Genomic DNA, 21497 nt, shown 5'->3' on the forward strand with positions numbered 1-21497 from the left:
ACGTGGTTGACCCCTGGGCCGGCAGCTACATGATGGAAAGCCTGACGCAGGAAATGGCTGACAAGGCGTGGGCCATCATCGAAGAGGTGGAGGCCATGGGCGGCATGACCAAGGCCGTGGACAGCGGCTGGGCCAAGCTCAAGATCGAAGCGGCTGCGGCCGAGAAGCAGGCGCGCATCGATTCCGGCAAGGACGTGATCGTCGGCGTCAACAAGTACAAGCTGAAGAACGAAGACCCGATCGAGGCGCGTGACATCGACAACGTCAAGGTGCGCGAAGGCCAGATCACCCGACTGAAGGCGATTCGCGCCAGCCGCGATGAGGCCAAAGTGCAGGCGGCGCTGCAAGCTCTGACCGCTTCCGCCGAAAGCGGCCAGGGCAACCTGCTCGACCTGAGCATTCAGGCCATGCGCCTTCGCGCCACCGGCGGCGAGGTGTCCGACGCGCTGGAGAAGATTTACGGGCGCCACCGCGCCGACACGCAAAAGGTGACCGGTGTGTACGCTGCTGCCTACGATTCCGCTGAGGGCTGGGACCAGCTCAAACACGAGATCAACGCGTTTGCCGAAGCGCAGGGCCGTCGCCCACGCGTGATGATCAGCAAACTGGGCCAGGACGGCCACGACCGCGGCGCCAAAGTGGTGGCCACGGCTTTTGCCGACCTGGGTTTCGACGTGGACATGGGGCCGCTGTTCCAGACGCCCGAAGAGTGCGCGCGCCAGGCGATCGAAAACGACGTGCACGCGGTTGGCGTGTCCACGCTCGCGGCTGGCCATAAAACGCTGGTGCCGGCCATCATTGCCGAGCTGAAGAAGCAGGGCGCCGACGACATCATCGTGTTCGTGGGCGGCGTGATTCCGCGCCAGGACTACGAGATGCTGTACGAGGCGGGCGTGAAGGGCATTTACGGCCCGGGCACGCCGATTCCCGCCAGCGCGAAAGACGTGCTGGAGCAGATCAAGAAAGCCCAGGGGTGACCTCTGTGGACTTGTTGGAGGGCATCGTTCAGGGGGCGGCGCTGGTGCAGCGGCGCGCCATGGCCAAGGCCATCACGCTGCTCGAATCCACCCGCACCGATCACCGCGTGCAGGGCGACGAGCTGCTGACGGCCTTGTTGCCGCACACGGGAAAAAGCTTTCGGCTCGGCATCAGCGGTGTGCCCGGCGTGGGCAAGAGCACTTTCATTGAAGCGCTGGGCCTGTACCTGATCGCGCAAGGCCACCGCGTGGCCGTGCTGACCATCGATCCGTCGAGCAGCGTCTCGGGCGGCTCCATCCTGGGCGACAAGACGCGCATGGAGCACTTGAGCGTTCACGAGCAGGCCTACATCCGCCCCAGCCCAAGCAGCGGCACGCTGGGCGGCGTGGCAGAAAAAACGCGCGAGGCCATGCTGGTCTGCGAAGCCGCCGGCTACGACGTGGTGATCGTCGAAACGGTGGGTGTGGGTCAGAGCGAGACCGCGGTGGCCAACATGACCGACATGTTTGTGCTCATGCAGTTGCCCAACGCCGGCGACGACCTGCAGGCGATCAAGAAGGGCGTGATGGAACTGGCCGATCTGGTGGTGATCAACAAGGCCGATATCGACCCCGACGCCGCCACCCGCGCGCGGGCTCAGATCACCTCGTCCCTGCGATTGCTGGGCCAGCATGGGCATCCCGACCATGCCCATCACGATGAGCAGATCTGGCACCCGCAAGTCATCCAGCTCAGTGCGCTAAAGGGTGAGGGCGTGGACCGCTTCTGGGCCGCGGTGTCTCAGTTCCGGTCCTTGCAGACTTCCAACCACCAGCTCATCCAGCGTCGCCAGCAGCAGAGTCGCGCGTGGATGTGGGAGCGCATCGACGCCGGCCTTAAGCAGCGCTTTCGCGCCCATCCCCAAGTGAAGCGCGCGCTGGATGACACCACCCGGCAAGTGCTGGCAGGTGAGCTGCCCCCATCGACCGCAGCACGCCAGCTGCTTGAATTGTTTGACTGACACCCCTTACTCACGATTGATCTGGAGAACCCCATGCAAGACATCCTGGAACAGCTGGAAAAGAAGCGCGCCGCCGCCCGGCTCGGTGGCGGGCAGAAGCGCATTGACGCGCAGCACGCCAAAGGCAAGCTGACCGCGCGCGAGCGCCTTGAGGTCCTGCTCGACGAAGGCACCTTCGAAGAATGGGACATGTTTGTCGAACACCGCTGCACCGACTTCGGCATGCAGGACAACAAGATCCCGGGTGACGGCGTGGTCACCGGCTACGGCATGATCAATGGACGCCTGGTGTTCGTCTACAGCCAGGACTTCACCGTATTCGGCGGCGCGCTCTCGGAAGCGCACGCCGAGAAGATCTGCAAGGTAATGGACCAGGCCATGAAGGTCGGCGCACCCGTGATCGGCCTCAACGATTCGGGCGGCGCGCGGATTCAAGAAGGCGTGGCATCGCTCGGTGGTTACGCCGAGGTGTTCCAGCGCAACGTGATGGCCAGCGGCGTGGTGCCGCAGATCAGCATGATCATGGGCCCATCGGCCGGTGGTGCGGTGTACTCACCCGCCATGACCGACTTCATCTTCATGGTGAAGGACAGCAGCTACATGTTTGTTACCGGTCCCGAGGTGGTGAAGACCGTGACGCACGAGAGCGTGACCGCTGAGGAATTGGGCGGCGCGGTGACGCACACCACCAAGAGCGGCGTCGCCGACCTCGCGTTCGAAAACGACGTGGAAGCATTGCTGATGCTGCGCCGGCTCTACAACTACCTGCCGCTGTCCAATCGCGAAAAGGCACCGGTTCGCCCCAGCGGCGATCCGATCGACCGCATGGAGCGCAGCCTCGACACCCTGGTGCCAGAGAACCCGAACCAGCCGTACGACATGAAAGAACTCATCGTCAAGACCGTAGACGATGGCGACTTCTTCGAGCTGCAGCCCGAGTACGCCAAAAACATCCTGATCGGCTTTGCGCGCATGGACGGGCAGACGGTGGGCATTGTGGCGAACCAGCCGCTGGTGCTTGCCGGTTGCCTGGACATCAAGAGCTCCATCAAGGCCGCGCGCTTTGTGCGATTTTGCGACGCCTTCAACATCCCGGTAGTCACCTTCGTCGACGTGCCCGGCTTCATGCCCGGCACTTCGCAGGAGTTCGGCGGCATCATCAAACACGGCGCCAAGCTGCTCTACGCCTACGCCGAATGCACAGTGCCCAAGATCACCGTGATCACCCGCAAAGCCTATGGCGGTGCCTACGACGTGATGGCCTCCAAGCACCTGCGCGGCGACGTCAACCTGGCCTGGCCCAACGCCGAAATCGCGGTCATGGGTGCCAAAGGCGCGGTGGAGATCATCTTCCGCGAAGACAAGGGCGACCCCGCCAAACTTGCGGCTAAGGAAGCGGAGTACAAAACCCGCTTTGCCAACCCCTTCGTCGCCAGCTCGCGCGGCTATGTGGATGACGTGATCCTGCCGCACGAGACGCGAAAGCGCATCTGCCGCAGCCTGGTGATGCTGAAAGACAAAAAGGTTGAGAACCCGTGGCGCAAGCACGGGAACATCCCGCTGTGAACATGCCCACCCCTGCGCCGTGCTGTGCGCGTCACCCTCTAAGGGGGCGGCGCCTGCGGCCCAGCAAAGCCGGTTCCGCGGCACCCTGGAAACTTCGCTCCGGCGATGAATTGGTTTTGAAGAAATAGGACAACACCATGTTCAAGAAAATCCTGATCGCCAACCGAGGCGAAATCGCTTGCCGAGTGATCGCCACGGCAAAGAAGATGGGCATCGCCACTGTGGCCGTGTATTCCGAAGCCGACAAGGAAGCACGCCATGTGCAGCTGGCCGATGAGGCGGTGCTGATCGGCCCGGCCCCCTCGCGCGAGTCTTATCTGGTGGCTGAGAAGATCATCGAGGCGGCCAAAAAGACTGGCGCCCAGGCCATCCATCCCGGCTATGGCTTTCTGAGCGAGAACGAAGCCTTTGCCAAGCGCTGCGAAGAAGAGGGCATTGCCTTCATCGGGCCCAAGGCGCACTCCATCGCGGCGATGGGCGACAAGATCGCTTCCAAGAAGCTGGCGCTGGAAGCCAAGGTCAACACCATCCCGGGCTGGAACGACGCCATCGAGACGGCCGAGCGGGCGGTGGAAATCGCCAAAGACATTGGCTATCCGGTGATGATCAAGGCCTCTGCGGGCGGTGGTGGCAAAGGCTTGCGCGTAGCCTTCAACGACAAGGAGGCCTTCGAAGGCTTCACGGCTTGCCAGAACGAAGCGCGCAACAGCTTTGGAGATGACCGTGTGTTCATCGAAAAGTACGTGCTGGAGCCGCGCCACATCGAGATCCAGGTGATCGGCGACAGCCAGGGCGACGTGATCTACCTGAACGAGCGCGAGTGCTCGATTCAGCGCCGCCACCAGAAAGTGATCGAAGAGGCGCCGTCGCCGTTCATCAGCGAGGCCACGCGCAAGGCCATGGGCGAACAGGCCGTGGCCCTGGCCAAGGCGGTGAAGTACCAGAGTGCCGGTACCGTGGAGTTTGTGGTCGGCAAGGACCAGGACTTTTATTTCCTGGAAATGAATACCCGCTTGCAGGTGGAGCACCCGGTCACCGAATGCATCACTGGTCTGGACCTGGTGGAGCTGATGATCCGGGTGGCGGCTGGAGAAAAGCTGCCGATCACACAGAAGGACGTGCAGCGCAATGGCTGGGCCATGGAGTGCCGCATCAACGCCGAAGATCCGTTTCGCAACTTCCTGCCCTCCATGGGGCGCCTGGTGCGCTTTGCGCCCCCGGAGCAGACCATGTTCCAGGGCAATACCGAAGCGTTGTACGGCGTTCGGGTCGACACTGGCGTGGTCGATGGCGGCGAGATCCCGATGCACTACGACTCGATGATCGCCAAGCTCATCGTGCATGGCAAAGACCGCACCGAGGCCATCGCCAAGATGCGCGAGGCGCTCAACGCCTTCGTGATCCGTGGCGTCAGCAGCAACATCCCGTTCCAGGCGGCGCTGCTGGCCCACCCGAACTTCGTCTCGGGCGCGTTCAACACCGGTTTCATCGCCGAGCACTACGCCCATGGTTTCAAGGCCGAGGACGTGCCGCACGGCGACCCGGACTTTCTGCTGGCCCTCGCCGCCTTCGTGCGCCGCAAGTCGCGCGAGCGCGCCGCGGGCCTTACCGGGCAGCTGCCGGGCTACGGCGTGAAGGTGGGCCACGATTTCACCGTGATCACTCTGGGTAACGGCGCCAAGAACCGCTACACGCCGGTGCACGTGGACGAGGTGCTGGGCCAGATCGGCTCGGCGGTGGTCACCGTGGCGGGCAAGCGCTACGCCATCACCAGCCCTTCACGCCTGAACGATATCTGCATCTCAGGCGAGTGCAACGGCAGCAGCTTCACTGCACAGATCGAGCGCGGCACGGCGCGCAACCCGCTGGCCCTGGTGGTGCAGCACAACGGGACCTTGGTGGAGACCATGGTGGTCTCGCCGCGCATGGCCGAGCTGCACCAGCTGATGCCATTCAAGGCGCCGGCCGACATGAGCAAATACGTGCTCTCGCCCATGCCTGGCCTGCTGGTTGAGGTGGCGGTGCAGGTGGGCCAGAAGGTGCAGGCCGGTGAACGCGTGGCGGTGATCGAGGCCATGAAGATGGAGAACGTGCTGTTTGCCACTGCCGATGGCGTGGTGGCCAAGGTGCTGGCGGGCAAGGGCGCGTCGCTGACTGTGGACCAACCGATCGTGGAGTTCGAGAAATGAGCCCGCGTCCGTTCAAGGTGCTGGGCATCCAGCAGATCGCCATCGGCGGGCCAGACAAGCAGCGACTGCAGAAGCTCTGGGTAGAGATGCTGGGGCTGGAAGTCACCGGCACGTTCCAGAGCGAGCGAGAAAACGTCGACGAGGACATCTGCGCCATGGGTAGCGGCCCGTTCAAGGTTGAAGTCGACCTGATGCAGCCCATGGACCCTGACAAAAAGCCGGCGGTGCATACCACGCCGCTCAACCACGTCGGCCTGTGGATCGACAAGCTGCCGCAAGCGGTGCAGTGGCTGACCGCGCAGGGCGTGCGTTTCGCGCCTGGTGGTATTCGCCGGGGAGCTGCGGGCTTCGACATCACCTTCCTGCACCCCAAGGCGAACGATGAGTTCCCCATTGCCGGAGAGGGCGTGCTGATCGAGCTGGTGCAGGCGCCGCCCGAGGTGGTGGCGGCTTTCGCCCAGCTGGCAGAGCAGCCAGCCTGAGCCTGCTCGCGCCCACCCGAGCCCTGCGGCGCTCCTGCCGGCAGGGCTTTTTTCCGTCTACTCGCAGATCATGTAGGTTTTGGTCAACGGCTCCAGCACCTCGAACTCGCCGGTGAAACCCGGCGGGATGTACAGGCCTTCGCCCGGGCCCGTCTGCTCAAAACCGCCTTTGGCATCGTGGACCCGGCACACGCCGCTGAGGACGGTGAACAGCTCGCGCTCGGTGGGTCCCATGGCGATGCGCCAGCGGCCGGGCTGACAACGCCAGACGCCACAAAACACCTCGCCTGCGGGCAGATGGTCCTGCACCAGGTTCCAGGTTTCGCGCAAAGGATTGCCCCGGACCAGCCGGTCCGGCTTCGGGTTGTCGGTCTCCGGCGCCCCGATGGGCAAGGCGACGAGCTTGATCAGGCGAGGGTGAGCGTGTTCCATGCCCACATTGTGGCAAAGCCGCGAAGCTGTTGCGGCGATTTGCGCCAGATTTCCCCCCTTTATCGGCCGCAAGCGGCGGGCTGCGCTGGCTACATTGGGGAACACGTCGGTGGCCACTGCCGTTGCCACGCCCAGCCCCGGAGATACCCATGGAACAAGCCCGTACTCCCCAGTCCCAGCACCGCGATCCTGTAGCGGTGGATGCCTTGCTGAGCCAGGGCGACGCCCGCTGGGCCGATCGGGCGCCCCGCTGGCGTGAGCACCAGCTGGTGTTGCCCTGGCCCGAGGAGTTGCTGAGCCAGTTCAGCCTGCGCATGGCCACCCATGGCATGAGCATCAGCCGCACCCATATGCTGGGCAACCCGCGCTACGCGCTGCAGCAGCTGGTGCACGCGCGCGCCATGGGTGACGACACCCTGGCGATGCTGTCTGGCCAGCTATTCCGCTTTTACCAATCGCACCAGTCGGGCGTGTCGCTGGCGGCGCACTGACGTGGCGCTGGTTTCGCTACCAACGCTATTTTTCACTATTCTCTTTCTCCCCCCGGAGTCCTGCGGTCATGTTGTTCTTCAAGTCTCTGAAGCCAGGCGTCACGCTCATGCGCAACCTGCGCCTGCCCACCAAGCTCGGCGCTCTGGCGGTCGTGCTGATCGTGCCGCTTGTGCTGATCACCGTGTTTTTGGTACAGCGCCTGGCCGCCGACATCCGCGTGACGCAAGACGAAATTCACGGCGGTGAGTTGGTGCAGCGCATCAACGCGGTGATCGTCGAAGTCCAGAAGCATCGGGGGCAGATCAACATGCTGCTGTCGGGCAACCCGGCGGCGCAAGATGCCCTCACAGGAACACGCGATGCCATGAACAAGGCCACTGGTGAGCTCGAGAACTCTCTGAGCTTGCACAGCCGGTTCGAGCTCCTGCCCGAGTGGGCGCCGCTCAAGGCGCGTGTGCAGGCCTTGTCTTCCAGCAGCCAGGGCACGGCAGCGCAGGCCTTCGCCCTGCACAGTGAGCTGGTGCGTGACCTCCGACAGATGATTTACACCACGGCCGAGCGTTCCAGCCTGCTGTTCGACCCGGTGCCAGGCACCTATTTCTTGATGGACATGACGGTCAGTCAGGCACCAGCATGGGCTGAACTGATCGGGCAGATCCGTGGCCTGGGCGCTGGTCAGCTGGCGCTTGCCGAGCCCGATCTGGCAGTGATCCAAAGTTTGAAGGTGCTGATCGGCAGCGCTCGCAGCCGAAGCCAGGACATGGCCTACCTGCAGCGCTTTCTTCGCCAGCACGGCCTGTCCGATCTGAACGGGCAGGCCACCATTGACGAGGTCATGACCTACCTGGAGCAGGCCGAACGCGCCTTGGCTCAGCCCGGCTCCATGGCGGCGCCATCCTATTTCGCCGCAGGCACCCGCGCCATCGATGCGATCGCGGCCTACGACACACAATTGGCCGCTCGTCTCGGCCTGTTGCTCGAGGAGCGCTTGCAAAATTATCAGTGGCTGCGCACGGTGACGCTGGCGGCGGCCAGCTCCGGCATCTTGCTGGTGACGTACCTGATGCTGTCCTTTTATTTCAGCTTCGTGACCGATTTCCGCCAGGTCATCGCGGTCATGCGCGAAACCGCGACAGGCAACCTGCGCTCGATTGTGTTGGTGCGCGGCTCGGATGAACTGGCCGAGCAGGCTTCCTTGCTCAAGCGCATGAACGCCAACCTCTCAGCCATGGTGGCCGAGGTGCGAAGCAGCTCGGCGCTGGTGGCGCACTCGGGCCAAGGCCTGGCGCTGGGCAACCGAGACCTGGCAGACCGGACCGAGCAGCAGGCCGCCAACCTGGAGCAGACTGCGGCCAGCGTGCAGGAGCTCTCCAGCACAGTGCACCAGAATGCCGGGACCGCCAGCGATTCGGATGCGCAGGCGAGCCAGGTCCGCGACGTTGCCGAATCAGGCGCTCAAGCGATGAATGAAGCGGTGGATTCCGTGAGCATCATCCAGAAGGGTGCACAGCAGATGAACGATATCATCGGCGTGATCGACAGCCTGGCATTCCAGACCAACATCCTCGCGCTCAATGCTGCGGTGGAAGCCGCGCGAGCGGGTGAACAGGGCCGTGGCTTTGCGGTGGTGGCCAATGAAGTGCGCACGCTGGCGCAGCGGTCGTCCGCCGCCTCGCGCGAGATTCGCGAACTGATCCAGGCGTCCAGCTCGCAGGTGGACGCCAGCGTCAAGCGCATTCGCACCGCGGGCGACAACATGACGAAGATCGTCTCCGGCGTGCGTGGTGTGGCCACCAACATGTCGCTGATTTCGGCCGCCAGCGCCGAGCAGAGCACTGGTCTGATCCAGATTTCCTCTGCAGTGAGCCAGCTCGACGAGATCACGCAGCGCAATGCGCAGATGGTGGAGCGCGCTGTGCAGCAGGCCAACCAGTTGGCCACCCGAGCTGGTGAGCTGTCGCGAGCGGTGTCGTCTTTTCAGTTGCAACAGGGCACAGCCGAGGAGGCCATTGCGCTCGTGAATCGGGCGGTTGCCCTTCGCGCCAGCGTGGGCAAGGACACGTTTGTGGCCGATCTGACCACACCGTCCAACGGCTTTCACGATCGCGACATGTACGTATTTGCGCTTGACCGTACCGGCGGCTACCGTGCCTTTGGCGGTAAGCCGGAGAAGGTGGGCAGCCGGGTGCAGGACATCCAAGGGGTCGACGGCCAGGCGCTGCTGGAGGCCATCATCAACCAAGCCGAATCCGAGCCGGGCTGGGTGGAGTACGACATCGTCAACCCGCAGACGGGCGCGGTCCAGGCCAAGATGTCCTACGTGACCCGGGTCGACGACCTTTACGTCGGCTGCGGGGTCTACAAAACGGTCTTGGCAGAAACCGCCTAAGCGCCTTCGCGCTTGGCACGCGCGCGCGCGAGGGCGGCCTCGATCACCGCGCGTTTCTGGTCGAGCGCGGTCGGATCGGTGTGCTGACTGTGAGCTGCCAAGTCGGCCAGCTTGTGCTCTGCTTTGGCTTCCAGCCGCTGCGCTTGCTCAACTTCTTCGCGCACGAGGCGCTGTTTGCGCAGCAGGTACCGTTCGCGTGCGTGGGCCGCCTGCTCGGGTGACCAGCCGGCCCAGCCGCTGTGTTCATTGACCACCACCAAAGAGATGCAGTCGACCGGACAGACCGGCAGACACAGTTCACAGCCGGTGCAATGCGGTTCGACCACGGTGTGCATGAGTTTGTTGCTGCCCACGATGGCGTCGGTCAGGCAGGCCTTGATGCACAGGGTGCAGCCAATGCACCAGTCCTCGTCGATCACCGCCACGGTCAGTGGCCCTTCGACGCCGTGTTCCTCGCTCAAGGGCAGGACGGGCTGGCCGGTGATGGCAGCGAGCCGGGTGATGCCCTCCGTGCCGCCAGGTGGGCACTGGTTGATGTTTGCCTCGCCCGCCGCCACAGCGTGTGCATAGGCCGCGCAGTCGGGGTAGCCGCAGCGCGTGCATTGCGTCTGCGGAAGGACGGCGTCGATCTTCAAGGCCAGTGGGTTCATGCTGGCGATGTCAGAATCCCTGAATCTGGACGGCTGGTCGCCATCCGCATCGGTGATGCCTCAGGCCTTTTTGGCCGGCTGGGCGCGCTTGCGTGGCGCAGCGGGCTTGGCGACCGGGGCCACGATGGCCTTGGCGGGCGCGGCTTTCTTGGCAGCCGCTGGCCGACGCGCCACGGCCTTCTTTGCAGGCGCAGGCGCGGTGGCCGGGCGGGGCAACGCGGCGGTCTCGGCAGCCGGCTTGGGCTGGTACATCAGGATGAACTCTGTCAACTTGGGGTAGACCTTTTCGCGCCAGCGACGGCCGCTGAATATGCCGTAGTGACCGGCACCCAGCACCTCGATGTGGTGCTGTTTGACGATGCCAGAGCAGAGGTTGTGCGCAGCCTTGGACTGGCCCTTGCCGGTGATGTCATCGAGCTCACCCTCTACCGTCAGCAGTGCGGTGTTCTTGATGTCGGCCGGCTTGACGCGCTCGGGCTGGCCTTGGGGGTTCTTCACATCCCAGGTGCCATTGACCAGCTTGAATTCCTGGAACACGGTCTCGATGGTGTCGAGGTAATAGTCGGCGTCCATGTCGAGCACTGCGTTGTACTCGTCGTAAAACTTGCGGTGGCTGTCGGTGCTGGAGCCGTCGCCCTTGATCAGGTCCTGGAAGTAGTCGTAGTGGCTGCTCGCGTGTCGATCCGGGTTCATGGCGATGAAGCCGGCGTGCTGGAGGAAGCCCGGGTAGACGCGACGGCCTGCGCCTGGAAACTTGTCGGGCACGCGGAAGATCACGTTGTTCTCGAACCAGCTGTGGCTGCGCTCCACGGCGAGGTCATTGACCGCGGTCGGCGACTTGCGCGCGTCGATCGGGCCACCCATCATGGTCATGGTCAAGGGCGTGGTCTCGCCGCGGCTGGCCATCAGCGAGATGGCCGCCATCACCGGCACGGTGGGCTGGCAGACGCTGATCACGTGGCAGTTTCCGTAACCCTTTTGCAGGTAGCGGATGAAGTCCTGCACGTAGTTCACGTAGTCGTCGAGATGGAAGGTACCCTCGGACAGCGGCACCAGGCGGGCGTTTTTCCAGTCGGTGATGTAGACCTTGTGGTCCTTGAGCATGGTGCGCACTGTGTCGCGCAGCAGCGTGGAATAGTGGCCCGAGAGTGGGGCGACCAGCAGCACCACAGGCTGACCCTTGAGTTTGGCCAGCGTGTGGGTGTCGTCGGAGAAGCGCTTGAAGCGGCGCAGTTCACAGAAGGGCTTGTTGACCTCGATGCGCTCGTGGATGGCCACGTCCACACCGTCTACGTTCACTGTGCGGATGCCGAACTCGGGCTTTTCGTAGTCTTTGCCCAGCCGGTGCATCAGATCGTAGGCGGCGGAGACCCGCTGGGCCAGCGGGAACTGCGCCAGCGGCAGGGCAGGGTTGTTGTACAGCTTGGCGGCCACCTCGGCCAGGTCGGCGAACGGCTCCATGATGGAGCGCTGCGTTTCGTAAATCTGGTAGAGCATGTGTGTATCCGTCAACGGTTATGTTGCAGTGCAATATACCAGCAAGTGTGAAGGCGCGCAGCGGGAGAAGCACCTAGACTGCCACCCGAACTGTCACCTCCGTGAAAGCTGATTCGGGCAGCCTCGATCAACTATTGCCCCATTGAGCGGGCACATCGGTTGCGCTGTCTGCGAGTCAGGCCTGTCACAGCCTGCTGGCTATCCTCAACCCCACGGGACGGGCGCTGCGCCCGACGGCTCAAACCACTCGAGCAATCGAATGGCAGACATGGTGGATGTTCTTGCTGTTCAGTGCGGCTACGCACATGCGGCCAGTGTCGGTGCCGTAGACACCGAACTCGCTGCGCAGGCGCTGCATCTGCTCCTTGGAGAGGCCCGAGTAGCTGAACATGCCGATTTGCTGGGTGATGAAGCCCATGTCCTGCTTCACGCCGGCGGATTTCAGGCCATCGACCAGCGCCTGGCGCATGGTCTTGATGCGAACACGCATCTCGCCCAGCTCCTTCTCCCAGAGCGCCCGCAGCTCGGGGTTGTTGAGCACGGCGGCCACGATGGCGCCACCGTGGGTGGGCGGGTTGGAGTAGTTGGTGCGGATCACGATCTTGAGCTGGCTGAGAACACGGTCCGCCTCTTCCTTGCTCTCGCACAGCACCGACAGCGCGCCCACGCGCTCGCCATACAGGCTGAAGCTCTTGGAAAACGAGGTGGAGACAAAGCAGCTCAGCCCGGCGGCGACGAACTTGGCGATCACCGCACCATCTTCGGCAATGCCATGGCCAAAGCCCTGGTAGGCCATGTCGAGGAAAGGGGTCAGGTTGCGTGCCTTGACGACATCAATCACCTGGTCCCACTGCTCGGGCGTGATGTCGTAGCCGGTTGGGTTGTGGCAGCAGGCGTGCAGCACGACGATGGTGCCGGGCTCTGCGGCCTGCAGGCTGGCGAGCATGCCGGCGAAGTCGACGCCGCGCTTGGCAGCGTCGTAGTAGGCGTAGCTGCCGACCTCGAAGCCGGCGCTGCTGAAGAGCGCGCGGTGGTTTTCCCAGCTTGGGTCGGAAATCAGTACCTTGGCGGTCGGGTTCACCTTCTTCAGGAAGTCGGCGCCGATCTTCAGACCACCCGTGCCGCCGATGCCCTGTACCGTGGCCACGCGACCCGACTTGACCGGCTCGCTGTCAGCGCCGAACACCAGACCTTTGACCGCAGCGTCGTAGGCCGCGATGCCGTCGATAGGCAGATAGCCGCGCGCGGTGGGCTTGTCCATCATGGCTTTCTCGGCGGCCTGCACGCATTGCAGCAGGGGCAGCTTGCCGTTGTCGTCGAAATAGACGCCCACGCCTAGGTTGACCTTGTTGGGGTGGGTGTCGGCGTTGAACTGGTCATTGAGACCCAGGATCGGGTCGCGGGGGGCCATCTCGACGGCGGAGAAGAGGGACATGCTGAGTTCCGAGGGGATGAAGGGGGGGGACAACCCTAATTCTAAGGTTCTGGCGAATCGCCATGGGCTGGCGGTCGGTTCCCGGCGTGGTCCCTACGCCTGCGATGCCCTCTGGATGCTTGTTCCACGGTGATTCAAGACCATGCGCTATGGAACAATCGTGACAACTGCGCCCCTCGATCGACCGGAAAGCACGAGGCAACAGCCTGGCCTTGGCGTCCATGCAACTACAGCGGCACAGCGCTCACCAGAGCGGATGCCGCGCAGAACCTAGCGAAGAGTTGAAACCATGAGCAAATCAGTCGAATGGGTCGATGCCGTGGTCATTGGCGCGGGTGTGGTGGGCCTGGCCGTGGGTCGGGCGCTTGCCCTTGCTGGCCGAGAGGTGATGGTGATCGAGCGCGAGCATGCCATTGGTACGGGCACCAGCTCGCGCAACAGCGAGGTGATTCACGCCGGCATCTACTATCCGGCAGGGTCGCTCAAGGCTCAACTCTGTGTGCAGGGCAAGGCCATGCTGTACGACTACTGCGTCGATCGGGGCATTGCGCACCGCCGCTGCGGCAAGCTGATCGTGGCCAACACGTCTAGCCAGCTCGCGGCACTGCCCGCCATCGTAGCGCGTGCCAGTGCCAATGGCGTAACCGATTTGCAGCTGCTCAGCCGCGAACAAGCCCGGGCCATGGAGCCCGCCCTGAACTGCCTGGGGGCGGTGCATTCGCCGTCCACCGGTATCGTGGACAGCCACGCGCTCATGCTGGCGCTGCAAGGCGATCTTGAGCATGCGGGCGGCCTGGTGGCTTGCCACAGTGGCGTGAGCGCGCTGGCCGCGACCGAAGCGGGCATCGAGGTGCACACTGCCGATGGTATGCGCCTGCTCGCCAGAACGGTGGTGAACGCGGCAGGCCTCACGGCCTGTGCGCTGGCGGCCACCATGCAGGGGCTGCATGCGCGTCATGTGCCCAGGCCTTGGTACGCCAAAGGCAGCTACTTCACGCTGGCCGGTCGCTCTCCGTTTCAGCGCCTGATCTATCCGGCGCCGGAGCCGGACAAACACCTCGCGGGGCTCGGTGTGCACCTGACAATCGACCTGGGTGGTCAGGCCAAGTTCGGCCCCGACGTCCAGTGGACCGAAGATCCGACCGACCTGCTGGTGGATCCGGCCCGCGGGGAGGCGTTTTACGCCGAGGTGCGTCGCTACTGGCCCGAGCTGGCCGATGGTGCGCTGCTGCCAGGCTATGCGGGGCTGCGCCCCAAGATCAGCGGACCTGATGAACCTGCAGCCGACTTCCTCATCCAGGGCCCAGCGGTGCACGGTGTACCAGGCCTGGTTAACCTGTTTGGCATCGAGTCGCCGGGGCTCACCAGCTCGCTGGCCATCGCCGAGCGGGTACGCGACCTGCTTTGAGACCCTAGGTTTTTGCCGCCTGGCGGCGATCGCGGATCGCCTCGGCAGCCGCGCGCACCAGCGCCGGCCCTTGGTAGATCAGACCGGTGTAGATCTGTACCACATCGGCGCCGGCGTCGATCTTGCTCACCGCATCCTGCGCGCTGAGGATGCCACCCACCCCGATGATGGGGAATTTGGGGCCCAGCTGATCGCGCAGCTGTCGGATCACCGCGTTGCTGCTTTCCAGCACTGGCCCGCCCGACAGTCCTCCCGCTTCTTCGGCGTGCGGCAGTCCGGCCACCGCCTCGCGGCTCAGCGTAGTGTTGGTGGCGATCACGCCCAGAGTCTGGTTGGGCGCACCGGCTGCGTCGGCGCCATAGCGCAGCAAGGTGGCTGCGATCACGCCGATCTGGTCCACGTCCAGATCGGGGGCAATCTTCAAGAACACCGGGATGCGCCGGCCGGTGCTTTGCGCGAGCTGTTCGCGCCGCTCGGCGACCGCGCCCAGCAGGGCGTCCAGCGCGGCGTCGCTTTGCAGGCTGCGCAGGTTCTGGGTGTTGGGGCTGGAGATGTTGACGGTGACGTAGTCGGCGTGCGGGTACACGCCGTCCAGGCAGGTCAGGTAGTCCTCGGTGGCGCGTTCGATCGGTGTCGCCGCGTTCTTGCCGATGTTCAGGCCCAGGATCATGGGGGTGCTGCCGCTTTGTCGACGGAATCGAGCCCGCTGCACGTTGGCGAGAAATGCGTCCAGTCCACCGTTGTTGAAGCCCAGACGGTTGATCAGCGCCTGGCGCTCGGGCAGACGGAACATGCGTGGCTTGGGGTTGCCGGGCTGGGCCTTGGGCGTGACCGTGCCGACCTCGACAAAACCAAAGCCCATGGCGGCGAGTCCGTCGATGCAGCGGGCATTCTTGTCCAGCCCGGCGGCCAAACCGACCCGGTTGGGGAGCTGCAGGCCTGCCAGGGTGAAGGCATCGTCCACCCGGCGCTCGCTGTAGAGGCAGGTCAGCGGCGAGTGCTGCAGGCGGGCGATGCTGTGCAGGGTGAGATCGTGTGCGGCTTCCGGGTCGAGGCCAAACAGAAAGGGTCGGGCCAGGCCGTATGGCAGAAGGGACATCGGATAATCGCGGTTGGTTGGTTCAGCTTCTTTCCGATTGTCTCAAAACACGTTTCACCCATGACCCAAGACGAACTCAAGGCCCTGGTGGGCCATGCCGCACTGCACTACGTGATTCCTGGGGAGGTCGTTGGGGTAGGCACCGGGTCCACCGTCAACAAGTTCATCGATGCCCTGGGCACGATGAAAGACCAGATCCCGGGTGCGGTATCCAGCTCAGAGGCCTCCACCGCGCGTCTGAAAGCGCTGGGCATTGCGGTGTTCGAGGCCGATGCGGTCGCAGAGCTCTCGGTCTACATTGATGGTGCCGACGAAATCGACGGCAACGGCTTCATGGTCAAAGGCGGCGGCGCGGCGCTCACCCGCGAAAAAATCGTCGCGGCACAGTCGCGCCAGTTCGTCTGCATCGCCGACGAGTCCAAGCTGGTCAAGGTACTGGGGGCTTTTCCGCTGCCGGTCGAGGTGATCCCCATGGCATCTGCGCGGCTGGTGCGCCAGTTCGAAGCGCTGGGTGGTCAGGCGAAGCTGCGCATGAAAGACGGCGCGCCGCTGGTCACCGACAACGGGCAGCACATCCTGGATGTGACCGGTCTGAAAATCGCCGACCCGCTGGGTTTCGAGAGTAAGGTCAATCAGTGGCCGGGCGTGGTCACCGTGGGCGTGTTTGCCCACCAGAAGGCCAGCGTCTGCCTGCTGGGCACGTCGTCGGGTGTGACGACGCTCACTTTCGGCGCCTGACCAGTCGCGCGACTGCCCGAGGCGGCAGCTTCAGAACCGGATGCCGGCCGGGTTGTTGACCTGTGGTGCCACCGGGATTTCCGCCGGGGCTGCAGGCCGGGTGGTTGCCGTGCCATTGGGTGCGGTGTTGCCGGCAGTGGGTGCGGCCTTGGCGGCCACCAGCGGCGCGGGGGCAGGGCGACGGTAGTTGCCCGGCAGGGCTGAGGTCTTGGGGTAGCCCGCCGCGTCGAGGAACTGGGTCCATTCGGTGTCGGAATAGCCTTTGATTTGCTGGGCACCAATGGTCAGAAAGGGCAAAGAGGCGTCACCACTCAGGCGTTTGAGCGCTTCGCCATCTTCCGCCGAGTTGATCAGCTTCTCGGTGTAAGGAATGCCGCGTGCATTGAGCAGATTGCGCCCGCTGTTGCAGGGCGCGCAGTCGCTGCCGGTGTACAGCGTGACCGGGTAGCGGCCCACTACCTGGCGCAGCTGAAACGGCAGCTGCGCGTTGGCCTCGGCTGCCGAGGCGGTGGCCCCTGTGCCCACCGGCCTGGCGTCAGCGGCCGGCGGTGGCTGGTCCGAGTAGGTGACACGGCCATCGGGCCCGACAATGCGGTAGACGCCTTGGGCGCTGGCCGACAGCGCGGCCAGGCCGAGCACCAGCACGAGACCAGTGAGGGTCCAGGCGCGGACCACGCGCTGGGAGCAGGTATCCCGGTGGGTTTGGAGGTAGGCGGTCGCAGCTTTCATGGCATGTCCAGTCGGCAGTTCACAGCGTGTATCGGCAGATCGCAGAAAAAATTCAGGCAGGCTTGGAGGGTTTACGCCATGCCCTGGTGGCGAAGCAGGGCGGCGATATCAGGTTCTCGGCCGCGAAAGGCCTTGAAAGACTCCATCGCAGGGCGGCTGCCGCCAGCTTCCAGCACGGCTTCACGGTAGCGCCGGCCGGTGGTGACGTCGAGCGTGCTCCGCCCACTGGCCGCCGCAGCCTCCTCAAAGGCGGCGTAGGCGTCGGCCGACAATACTTCCGCCCACTTGTAACTGTAATAGCCGGCCGAGTAACCGCCGGCAAAGATGTGGCTGAAGGTGTTGGCGGTGCGGCTGTAGGACGGCGCGCGCATCACGGCCACCTCGTCGCGCACCCGCTGCTGCAGGGCCAGCATCGCCAGGCCGTCCATGGCCACGGTTTCGCTGTGCAGCAGCATGTCGAACAGGGAAAACTCCACTTGCCGCAAGGTCTGCAGGCCACTCTGGAAGTTCTTGGCCGCCAGCATCTTGTCGAACAGGGCGCGCGGCAGGGGTTCACCGGTGTCCACATGAGCGGTCATGTGCTTGAGCACGTCCCATTCCCAGCAGAAGTTTTCCATGAACTGACTGGGCAGCTCGACCGCGTCCCACTCCACACCGCTGATGCCCGACACGTCGCGTTCGTTCACCTGGGTGAGCAGGTGGTGCAGGCCATGGCCGAACTCGTGGAACAGCGTGATCACGTCGTCATGCGTGAGCAAGGCGGGCTTGCCATTCACGCCCTCGGCAAAGTTGCATACCAGGTGCGCCACCGGTGTCTGCAAGGCGCCGGTGTCCGGGCGTTGCCAGCGCCCACGCACGTCGTCCATCCAGGCGCCACCGCGTTTGCCGTTGCGCGCGCCCGGGTCGAGGTAAAACTGGCCGACCAGCTCGGCCCCCTGGGGCGTGTGGCGCTCGATGCGGTAGAACTCGACGCTGGGGTGCCAGGTGGGCGCGCTGTCGCGGCGGATCGCCACTTCAAACAGGGTTTCGATGATCTGGAACAGGCCAGCGAGCACCTTGGGCGCGGTGAAATAAGGCTTGACTTCCTGCTCGCTGAAGGCGTAGCGCTGCTCCTTCAGCTTCTCGCCGACGTAAGCCCAGTCCCAGGGCTGGGGGTCTTTCAAGCCGAGTTCCGCAGCCGCAAAGGCGCGCAGATCGGCAAGGTCATTTTCCGCGTGCGGCCTGGCCCGCTTGGCCAGATCGCGCAGGAATTCGATCACCTGCTCCGGCGACTCGGCCATCTTGGGCACCAGCGATACATCGGCAAAGTGGCGGTAACCCAGCAGTCGCGCCTCTTCCAGCTTGAGTGCCAGCATCTCGCTCATGAGGGCGGTGTTGTCGAACTTTGTGCCGTCGCCTTCGGCCTGATCGCTGGCGCGGGTCACATAGGCGCGGTACAGGCGCTCGCGCACCGGGCTGCTGTGGGCGAATTGCATCACCGGCAGGTAACACGGCATCTTCAGCGTGAGCTTGTGGCCGGTCTGGCCGTCTGCCTGCGCGGCGGCAGCCGTCGCCTGCAACACGTCGTCGGGCACGCCGGCGAGTTCCTCTGCCGTGGCAATCAGGCTGAACGAATCGGTGGCGTCGAGCGCGTTTTCGCTGAACTTCTGCGCCAGTTCGGCTTGACGCTCCTGCAGAGCGGCAAAACGGGTTTTGGCCTCGCCCACCAGATCGGCGCCGCCGAGCTGGAAGCCGAGCATGGCGTTGTGGTGAGCCCGGGCCTGCTCGGCCGTGAGCCGGGCCGGGTCCATCGCCTTGTATTTGGCGTAGAGGCGCTCGTCCGAACCCAGCCTGGTCCAGAACTCGGTGACCTGGGGCAGAGCAGCGTTGTAGGCAGCGCGCAATTCGGGCGTATCGGCCACGCTGTTGAGGTGACTCACCGCGCCCCAGGCCCGACCGAGGCGCTCAGTAGACACGTCCAGCACCTCGGACATCCGGCGCCAGTCGGCCGGGAAATCTGCGGCGGTGACCGTCTCCAGCGCCGCGTTGGCGTCGGCCAGCAGATGCTGGACAGCCGGAGCGACCGCTTCAGGTCGGATGGCGTCAAACAGGGGTAGATCGGCAAAGTCCAGCAACGGATTGCTGGCGGCTGGTGTGGTGCGGTCGGTCATGAGGTCTCAGATGCGGTGGGAAGCCAATGGTTCAAGGGGTGGCCCGGCAAGCGCCATCCAGCGCTGCTCAGGGCGCGCTTTTCTTGATGCTCTTCTTGAGCACCTTGGCTCGCTTGACCTGGCCGCCGGGGGTCAGGCGCTGGTTGCCCAGCACCCGAACCAGCTTGACTTCGGGGCGCTGGCCGCCGCGTTTGCTGAATTTCAGCACCTTGACATCGCGCGGACCGGGCATGCGCTCTTCAACGACGGGCTTGGCCTTCTCGGGTAACGGGCGCCAGAGCACCAGCAGCTTGCCGATGTGCTGAATCGGCGCAGCGCTCAGCTGCTCGGTGAGGGCTTGCAGCATGGCCTCGCGCGCGCTGCGGTCGTCGCTGAAGACGCGAACCTTGATCAGACCGTGTGCTTTGAGCGCACCGTCCACCTCTTTGATGACGGCGGCGGTCAGGCCGTCACCACCGACGAGAACGACCGGATCGAGGTGGTGCGCGTCGGCTCGATGGACCTTGCGCTGTGCGGGAGTGAGGATGATTTGGGGCATGGGACAATTATCGTTGACGCAGCAGCAGAAAGGCCCCTATGGGCATGAAAGTCAAGACGCAGAGCAAGAAGGTCAACAAGGCTTGGCTCAACCAGCACGTGAACGATCCCTACGTGAAGCTGGCCAAGCGGGACGGCTTCCGCGCCCGGGCGGCCTACAAGCTCAAGGAGCTGGACGAGACCTTGGGCCTGATCCGCCCCGGCGATTGTGTGGTTGACCTGGGCTCGGCCCCGGGCGCCTGGAGCCAGTACGTGCGCCGCCGGCTCAGCCCTGAGGGCGCCGCGGTGGGGGCCCTGGACGGTCACATCATCGCGCTGGACATGCTGGCGATGGAGGCGGTGGAGGGCGTGCACTTCATCCTGGGCGATTTTCGGGACGCCGGGGTGCTCGCCGAACTGGAGAATGCCTTGAGCGAGCGCGGTATCGAGGCGGTGGACGTGGTGGTCTCCGACATGGCGCCCAACCTCTCGGGCATCGGCTCAGCAGATGCGGCGCGCATCAGCGATCTTGTTGAGCTCGCCGTGGATTTTTCGGTGAAACACCTTCGGCCCGATGGCTCGCTGGTGGTCAAGCTGTTCCATGGTGGCGCCTACGATCCGATGGTGGCGCTGTTCCGCCAGACCTTTCGCACTGTCAAGGCGATCAAGCCCAAAGCCTCGCGCGGCCAGTCTTCTGAAACCTTTCTGGTGGGTCTGGGTCTGAAGAAGACCTTGTGACCGCGATGGTGTCCGTCGGGCGCTCGAAACAAAAGCTAACCCTCCGATTGACACAGGCAAGTCACCTATTGCGAGCAGGACACCTTGAAAGTCCTAGAATGGGTAATAAATGACCGTGTCTGTCAATATTTCCGCCAGGAGCCTCACTTGAACAACCAGTGGTTTTCGAAGATCGCCGTATGGATGGTTATCGCCATGGTGCTCTTCACCGTCTTCAAGCAGTTCGACGGCCGCGCTACTGCGGGCGCCGGCTACGTAGGCTATTCAGAGTTCCTGGACCAGGTCAAAACGCAACAGATCAAGAGCGCGACCATTCAGGAAGGCCAGGGTGGCACCGAAATCGTGGCCATCACCCAAGATGATCGCCGCATCCGTACCACCGCCACCTACCTGGACCGCGGTCTGGTTGGCGACCTGATCAGCAACAACGTGAAGTTCGACGTGCGCCCTCGGGAAGAGGGCTCGCTGCTGATGACCTTGCTCGTCAGTTGGGGCCCGATGCTGCTGCTGATCGGTGTGTGGATTTATTTCATGCGCCAGATGCAGGGAGGCGGCAAAGGCGGGGCTTTCAGCTTTGGCAAGAGCAAAGCGCGCCTGCTTGATGAAAACAACAACACGGTGACCTTCGCCGATGTGGCTGGTTGCGACGAAGCCAAAGAGGAGGTCAAGGAGGTGGTCGACTTCCTGAAAGACCCGGCCAAGTTCCAAAAACTGGGCGGGCGGATTCCGCGCGGCCTGTTGCTGGTCGGCCCTCCCGGTACCGGCAAGACCTTGCTGGCCAAGGGCATCGCGGGCGAAGCCAAGGTGCCGTTCTTCAGCATCTCGGGTTCCGACTTCGTTGAAATGTTCGTGGGTGTGGGCGCGTCCCGGGTCCGCGACATGTTCGACAACGCCAAGAAAAACGCACCCTGCATCATCTTCATCGACGAGATCGACGCTGTCGGCCGCCAGCGTGGCGCTGGCCTGGGCGGTGGAAACGACGAACGCGAACAGACTCTGAACCAGATGT

General features: G+C 64.0%; 19 protein-coding genes. 11 read left to right on the forward strand and 8 right to left on the reverse strand.

Annotated elements, in window-relative coordinates; translation table 11 throughout:
• The 5 genes from GPT34_RS05300 to GPT34_RS05320 all read left to right on the forward strand — a co-directional run.
• A partial coding sequence (locus GPT34_RS05300) for a methylmalonyl-CoA mutase family protein (RefSeq protein WP_291010213.1) occupies positions 1–977 on the forward strand: 977 nt, incomplete at its 5' end.
• Complete coding sequence (meaB, locus tag GPT34_RS05305; protein WP_291010214.1) at positions 974–1978, forward strand: methylmalonyl Co-A mutase-associated GTPase MeaB; 1005 nt, start codon at positions 974–976, stop codon at positions 1976–1978. The genes GPT34_RS05300 and meaB, both read left to right, overlap by 4 nt.
• A gap of 33 nt (positions 1979–2011) precedes the next feature.
• Complete coding sequence (locus tag GPT34_RS05310; RefSeq protein ID WP_291010215.1) at positions 2012–3544, forward strand: acyl-CoA carboxylase subunit beta; 1533 nt, start codon at positions 2012–2014, stop codon at positions 3542–3544.
• A 137-nt stretch (positions 3545–3681) separates the two neighbouring features.
• Positions 3682–5733, forward strand: coding sequence for an acetyl/propionyl/methylcrotonyl-CoA carboxylase subunit alpha (locus tag GPT34_RS05315; protein ID WP_291010216.1), 2052 nt, complete (start codon positions 3682–3684; stop codon positions 5731–5733).
• Complete coding sequence (locus tag GPT34_RS05320) at positions 5730–6215, forward strand: VOC family protein (protein WP_291010217.1); 486 nt, start codon at positions 5730–5732, stop codon at positions 6213–6215. Before GPT34_RS05315 ends, GPT34_RS05320 begins: the two co-directional genes overlap by 4 nt.
• A 57-nt stretch (positions 6216–6272) precedes the next feature.
• On the opposite strand, the gene GPT34_RS05325 is transcribed toward GPT34_RS05320, so the two are convergent.
• On the reverse strand, positions 6273–6647 hold the full coding sequence (locus GPT34_RS05325; RefSeq protein ID WP_291010218.1) for a cupin domain-containing protein: 375 nt from the start codon (positions 6645–6647) through the stop codon (positions 6273–6275).
• Between the two features lie 149 nt (positions 6648–6796).
• Here GPT34_RS05325 and GPT34_RS05330 point away from each other — a divergent pair, with 149 nt between their 5' ends.
• Complete coding sequence (locus tag GPT34_RS05330; RefSeq protein ID WP_291010219.1) at positions 6797–7138, forward strand: hypothetical protein; 342 nt, start codon at positions 6797–6799, stop codon at positions 7136–7138.
• A 68-nt stretch (positions 7139–7206) separates the two neighbouring features.
• Positions 7207–9528, forward strand: coding sequence for a methyl-accepting chemotaxis protein (locus GPT34_RS17735; protein WP_363356385.1), 2322 nt, complete (start codon positions 7207–7209; stop codon positions 9526–9528).
• Here GPT34_RS17735 and rsxB read toward each other — a convergent pair.
• From rsxB to GPT34_RS05350, 3 genes are all read right to left on the reverse strand, one after another.
• Positions 9525–10178, reverse strand: coding sequence for an electron transport complex subunit RsxB (gene rsxB / locus GPT34_RS05340; protein ID WP_291010220.1), 654 nt, complete (start codon positions 10176–10178; stop codon positions 9525–9527). The genes GPT34_RS17735 and rsxB overlap by 4 nt on opposite strands.
• Before the next feature lie 60 nt (positions 10179–10238).
• Positions 10239–11675 (reverse strand): polyhydroxyalkanoate depolymerase, encoded by a 1437-nt coding sequence (gene phaZ / locus GPT34_RS05345; RefSeq protein ID WP_291010221.1) that lies wholly within the window; start codon positions 11673–11675, stop codon positions 10239–10241.
• A gap of 238 nt (positions 11676–11913) precedes the next feature.
• A complete protein-coding gene (locus GPT34_RS05350; RefSeq protein ID WP_291010222.1) occupies positions 11914–13110 on the reverse strand; it encodes an amino acid aminotransferase in 1197 nt (398 codons plus the stop codon).
• Positions 13111–13399: 289 nt separating this feature from the next.
• Here GPT34_RS05350 and GPT34_RS05355 point away from each other — a divergent pair, with 289 nt between their 5' ends.
• Positions 13400–14518: an NAD(P)/FAD-dependent oxidoreductase gene (locus GPT34_RS05355; protein WP_291010223.1), complete on the forward strand. Its 1119-nt coding sequence runs from the start codon at positions 13400–13402 to the stop codon at positions 14516–14518.
• A gap of 4 nt (positions 14519–14522) precedes the next feature.
• On the opposite strand, the gene GPT34_RS05360 is transcribed toward GPT34_RS05355, so the two are convergent.
• Positions 14523–15617 (reverse strand): quinone-dependent dihydroorotate dehydrogenase, encoded by a 1095-nt coding sequence (locus GPT34_RS05360; protein ID WP_291010224.1) that lies wholly within the window; start codon positions 15615–15617, stop codon positions 14523–14525.
• 60 nt (positions 15618–15677) lie between these two features.
• Here GPT34_RS05360 and rpiA point away from each other — a divergent pair, with 60 nt between their 5' ends.
• Complete coding sequence (gene rpiA / locus GPT34_RS05365; RefSeq protein ID WP_291010225.1) at positions 15678–16355, forward strand: ribose-5-phosphate isomerase RpiA; 678 nt, start codon at positions 15678–15680, stop codon at positions 16353–16355.
• A gap of 30 nt (positions 16356–16385) precedes the next feature.
• Here rpiA and GPT34_RS05370 read toward each other — a convergent pair whose 3' ends face one another.
• The 3 genes from GPT34_RS05370 to GPT34_RS05380 all read right to left on the reverse strand — a co-directional run bounded on the left by GPT34_RS05370 (position 16386) and on the right by GPT34_RS05380 (position 19772).
• Positions 16386–17084 (reverse strand): glutaredoxin family protein, encoded by a 699-nt coding sequence (locus tag GPT34_RS05370; RefSeq protein ID WP_291010226.1) that lies wholly within the window; start codon positions 17082–17084, stop codon positions 16386–16388.
• Positions 17085–17155: 71 nt separating this feature from the next.
• Positions 17156–19234, reverse strand: a complete 2079-nt coding sequence (locus GPT34_RS05375) for a M3 family metallopeptidase (RefSeq protein WP_291010227.1) — start codon at positions 19232–19234, stop codon at positions 17156–17158.
• Positions 19235–19301: 67 nt separating this feature from the next.
• The gene (locus GPT34_RS05380) at positions 19302–19772 is read right to left on the reverse strand and encodes a YhbY family RNA-binding protein (RefSeq protein WP_291010228.1); all 471 of its coding nucleotides are present in this window, start codon (positions 19770–19772) and stop codon (positions 19302–19304) included.
• A 44-nt stretch (positions 19773–19816) separates the two neighbouring features.
• Here GPT34_RS05380 and GPT34_RS05385 point away from each other — a divergent pair, with 44 nt between their 5' ends.
• Positions 19817–20488: an RlmE family RNA methyltransferase gene (locus tag GPT34_RS05385; RefSeq protein ID WP_291010229.1), complete on the forward strand. Its 672-nt coding sequence runs from the start codon at positions 19817–19819 to the stop codon at positions 20486–20488.
• A 147-nt stretch (positions 20489–20635) separates the two neighbouring features.
• On the forward strand, positions 20636–21497 hold an 862-nt coding region (locus GPT34_RS05390; protein WP_291010230.1), incomplete at its 3' end, for an ATP-dependent metallopeptidase FtsH/Yme1/Tma family protein.

The sequence above is a fragment of the Hydrogenophaga sp. genome, from assembly GCF_011390835.1.
GTDB lineage: Bacteria > Pseudomonadota > Gammaproteobacteria > Burkholderiales > Burkholderiaceae_C > Hydrogenophaga.